Annotated in this window: 3 protein-coding genes; all 3 read left to right on the top strand. The window is 43.0% G+C overall.

Features of this window, described 5'->3' with window-relative positions:
• A partial coding sequence (locus LC574_RS25180; RefSeq protein WP_229456276.1) for an NAD(P)/FAD-dependent oxidoreductase occupies positions 1–823 on the top strand: 823 nt, incomplete at its 5' end.
• 255 nt (positions 824–1,078) lie between these two features.
• Positions 1,079–2,470, top strand: a complete 1,392-nt coding sequence (locus tag LC574_RS25175; protein WP_229456275.1) for an ABC transporter substrate-binding protein — start codon at positions 1,079–1,081, stop codon at positions 2,468–2,470.
• A gap of 45 nt (positions 2,471–2,515) precedes the next feature.
• Positions 2,516–5,255: ATP-binding protein (locus tag LC574_RS25170; protein WP_229456274.1), on the top strand; the 2,740-nt coding region annotated here is incomplete at its 3' end.

Genomic DNA, 5,255 nt, shown 5'->3' with positions numbered 1-5,255 from the left:
TCTCGACCGAGCGGATTTTGAACAAAAACTCTTGCAGCTTGCTATGAGTCGGGGTGCGAAGTGGTTTGAAGATTGTAAGTTCCTTGAAGCTGATTATAATAAAGCAGAATGGCAGATTTTGCTGCAACATCAAGGTAAAAAACAATTCGTTAAAGCTCGGTTTTTAGTCGATGCAACGGGAAGAACGGGGAAGTTGAATCGTCGCCTCGGCGCACCGAGAAAATTTTGCGATCGCCTGCTGGGATTGGCTTGTTACTTTTCTTTAGAAATAACCGAGCATATTCCTCATTTTACCCACATAGAAGCTGTCCCCACTGGTTGGTGGTATGCAGCCCTGCTTACAGATCGACGCTTGGTTACGGTGTTTATGACTGATGCCGATCTGTGCAATCCATCCATGCAGAAAATCGAGAGATACTGGCAAAACATTCAAGAAACACAGCTCATTAAAGCCCTTTTTCCTTGTGACTTCCTCCCGCCAGCCCATAAAGGCATCTTAGTCAAACCCGCACACACTTCTTGCCTAATTCCGCCTGTTGGAGAAAACTGGCTAGCTGTGGGCGATGCAGCCTTTGCTTACGACCCAATTTCGTCTTACGGCATTGGTTCTGCTTTAGGAGGCGGCTATTATGCAGGTAACGCGATCGCCGATTCTCTCAAGAAGCGTCCAGAAGCCTTGCCAGCGTATCAAATCTTAACAGAACGCACCTTTTACCAATATCTCTCTATGCTTCGATCTCAATATTTGCAAGAGCAGCGCTGGTCTAACAATCATTTCTGGAGTCGCAGACACCAAGAAGATTTTGCTTGCAAGTGGATATAAGCTGTTCGGCATTTAAATTGGGATACCTAAATTCGTCAAAGGGGTTGTGCGTCAGATTGATGTGGGTTTGGTACAGTTAAGTAATTCACTATTACCTGCACTCAGGCATGGAATGTCGACTTTGTGGTCATTCTAAGAGCAAAGAATACCCAATTTAAACGTACATCAGCTTAGCCATCTAGCGGTTATACGAGTACCCTAATTTAAGTGATTTCTCTGTTACATTTGTTACTTTTACAAAGTCTACAAAAAACGATGATGTTACGTCAATATTTATGGACTCTATTCTTCCTAATCGCCCTCCTCTTAACGGCTTGTACCCATCAGACGATCGAGACAACATCAGAAGTACAGACTCGCGATCGCCCTCTAACAATTTGGTGGAATCAAGGTTACTTTCCACAGGAAAATCAGTCTATTGAAAAAATTGTTGCAGACTGGCATAAAAAAAGCAGGATTCCTGTAAAACTAGAACTTATTAGCGAGGACGATATCGACAAACTTACGATTGCAGCTCTCAAAGCAGGCAACCCTCCCGATCTGGTCTTTTCACTGGAAACCGACTCCGCACACACTGAGCGTTGGGCTTGGGAAGGTAAATTGGTAGATGTTTCGGATGTACTAAAACCGTTGCGAGATATCTATAGTCCCACCGCGCTCAAATCTGTCCATATGTATAACAAAAAACTTAAAAAGTTTGGTGACTATGCCGTTCCTTTCAAGCAAAATTCCGTTCATCTCCACTACTGGCGCGATTTGCTAACCGAGGCGGGTTTTACCGAAGCCAATATTCCCCAAGAATGGGATGCTTTTTGGGAGTTTTGGAAACAAGCTCAGGATGCTTTAGAAGCTCAAGGAAAAAAAGTTTACGGTTTAGCTTTACCGATGGGAACAGAAGCAACAAACGATACTTTTTATGGGTTTGAGCAATTTTTGGAAGCTTACGATGTCAAGCTGATGGATGAAAAAGGTCGGCTTCAATTAGACAATCCAGGGGTTCGCCAAGGGTTGATTAACACGCTGGACTGGGTAACCCGTTTTTACAAGGATAGATATGTTCCTCCTGATAGCGTCAACTGGCGAAGTTCGGATAATAATATCGCGTTCCTTAATAAAACTGCAATTCTGGCGGACAACACTACCATGTCGATTCCCGCTTCTCAAAAAAAAGACAAAGACCTTTACTTGAACCAGATGGTAACAACTGAGTTTCCTAAGAAGCCAAATGGAGAACAGATGACTTATTTAGTTGCGATCAAACAGTTGCTACTTTTTGCCGAATCTAAACATCAACAAGCTGCCAAGGATTTTTTGTCGTACTTAGTACAGCCTGAAATTTTAAAAGACTATTTCAAGAATGCGGCAGGACGCTGGTATCCAGTCATGCCTATACTTTGGCAAGATGCCTTTTGGAGCGATTCCGCAGACCCTCATGTTTTTGTAGCAGCAAAGCAGTTGAGAGATAATCCCACCCGTCCCCTAAATAGAGTTATCAATCCAGCTTACTCTGAGGTTCACAGGGAAAATATTTGGGGTCAAACAATGAAGCGTGTTGTTGTCAATGGTCTCTCGCCAGAAGCTGCTGCTGACGAAGCCATTGAGAAGATTGAGAAGATATTTGCTCAGTGGGGAGAGATGAATCAATAACGACCGCGATTAATCGAAAACATTATGAAATTCTGGAAAAAAAGCTTGTTGGTTCAGCTCGTCAGTGTTTTCTTACTTTTGTCTTTTATTGCCCTTTCACTAGTCGGATATCTTGCTTTTGAGCGTGCTAAAATAGCCCTGACACAATCTGTTTTTGAGCGACTGGATATTGCCGTTTCCCTTAAGGAAGATGGATTGCAAAACTGGCTTCTTAACCAAAGAGATAATGTTCTATCAATTGCTCGGGCTCCAGAAGTCAACAGTCAAATTAAAATACTGCTGAGTTCTAGCAGCACTAAATCAGAGCATCAACAAGCACAAGCTCGTCTTCAAGAATCTCTGAACTCCTTTCAACAATATCAGTCGGGGCTGCAAGACCTTTTTATCATGACTGAAGGAGGCAGAACTCTTATTTCTACTAACGCTGCTGAAATCAACAAATATCAACCTCTCGTTCAACTTAGTGAAGTCACTTCCGAGCCGACGGACATTGTTAAATCCAATTTTTACCGCGCACTCTCTCTAGAAAAACCGTTAATTAGCTTAACAACCCCAATTTTAGACTCCTCGGGCAAAAGATTGGGAATGCTGGGCGCACATTTAAACTTAGATCGGGTCGATCGCCTGATCAGAGAGCGATCGGGTTTGGGAGAAACGGGAGAAACTTATTTAGCCGCGAACGTAGGCAGTAGTCTATCCAGTCAAATTGGTTTTATTTCGGCTGAAAAGTTTGGTTCGGATGAATTTCCAGATGGCATTAATAGCAAAGGAATTGCTGAGGCTTTGGGGGGGAAGAGTGGTAAAGGACTTTACAAGAATTACAGAGGAGTGCCATCAATTGGAGTTTATCGTTGGCTGAATGATCGCGATGTCGCATTGCTCGGCGAAATCAGCCAAAGAGAAGCCTTTGATCCCGCACGCCAACTCGCTCAATCGATCTGGCTAAACGGCACGATTTTATCTGTAATATTGACGCTTGGGATATTTCTCTTAGCTCGTCAAATTACTCAACCGATTATGGCAATTACTCACACGGCTCGCTTGGTGAGTGCCGAAGTCCAGAAACGAAATTATAAGTCTTTACCTACAACTCCTATTCAAACTAAAAACGAAATTGGCATCCTCGCCCGTGCCTTCAATCAGATGACTCGAGAATTAGAATCATCCCACGAACAGTTGGAAGCATCATTTGCCAATCTGGAAGCAAAAAATACTGAATTGCAACGCCTCGATCAGTTGAAAGATGAGTTTCTCGCCAATACATCCCACGAACTCCGTACTCCCCTCAATGGAATTATTGGTATTGCTGAGACTTTAATTGAGGGCGCGACGGGTTCGCTGCCTCAACAAGCTCGCTTCAATTTAAATTTAATTGTGGCTAGCGCTCGGCGTTTAAGTAACCTAGTTAATGATATTTTAGATTTTTCTAAAATTAGACATAAAGATATTAAACTTCAACTTAACCCCATCGGAACGCGAGAAATTGTCGAAATTGTGCTGACTCACAGCCAACCTCTAATTGGAAAAAAGAATTTGCAATTAATTAATACAATTCCTCCTGATTTGCCGCCTGCAAACGCTGATGAAAATCGCCTGCAACAAATTCTATATAATTTGGTAGGAAATGCTATTAAGTTTACCGATAGCGGCACGGTAGAAATCGCGGCAGAATTAGTCGATACCGAGCTGGTTATTTCGGTTCGCGACACCGGTATCGGCATTCCAGAGGATAAATTAGACCGAGTTTTTGAATCTTTTGAACAGGCAGAAGGCTCTACGAATCGAGTTTATGGCGGTACGGGTTTAGGTTTGGCCGTGACCAAAAAGTTAGTCGAGTTGCATCGGGGAAAAATCAGCGTTCAATCGACTGTTGGTGTCGGTTCGCGGTTTATTTTTACCTTACCCATTTCGGAGGGTTTACGAGGGGGTAGAAAAACTGAGTTAGCAACGGTTTCCGAATCAAGAAGCTATCTGCTCGAACAGAACTCAACGTGGAATTCTGAAAATTTTAAGGTTGGAGAACAAGCCAATAATCTCTTTCAAAATTCGGAGCGCGGAATAGACTCGCCCCTAAGCTCTCAACTTCAAATTGAGGAAATGGACGGGTTTAATTCTCAGAATTTAAAAAGTCCAGAGCAAGAAGCATGGCACATTTTGATTGTGGATGACGAGTTAGTTAATCGACAGGTTTTAGTAAACTATTTATCGTTACACAACTATAGGATTTCCCAAGCTTCATCGGGTCCGGAAGCTCTAGCCGCTCTCGAACACGGACTCAGACCCGACCTGATTTTGCTAGATGTGATGATGCCGAGAATGACGGGCTATGAAGTTACGCAAAATATTCGTTCTTCCTGGCCGCTGTACGAACTACCAATTGTGCTGTTAACTGCTAAAAATCGCATTTCGGATTTGGTCGCTGGATTGGAGACGGGAGCGAATGATTATCTGAGCAAGCCAATTGCTAAGGAAGAATTACTAGCGCGGCTCAAAACTCACTTGAATTTGCAAAAAGAAATTATCGCTCGCCAACAAGCGGAAATGGAGTTACGCGAAAGTGAAAAGAGAATTGCTAAATTTTTGGAAGCTGTGCCAGTAGGCGTGTTTGTTGTTAATGCTAACGGACAATCTTATTATGCGAATCAAACCGCACAACAAATTCTGGGCAAGGGGATTGTAACTGAAACAACAGTCGCTCGATTGAACGAAGTTTATCAAATCTATTCAGCAGGAACACAGCAGGTATATCCAACCGAGAATCAGCCCATTGTTCGAGCCTTGAATG

The sequence above is a fragment of the Nostoc sp. CHAB 5715 genome, from assembly GCF_020829685.1.
Lineage (GTDB): Bacteria > Cyanobacteriota > Cyanobacteriia > Cyanobacteriales > Nostocaceae > Nostoc.
The sequence above is the reverse complement of the archived record's forward strand: the minus strand, read 5'-3'. Positions and strand labels throughout refer to the sequence as shown.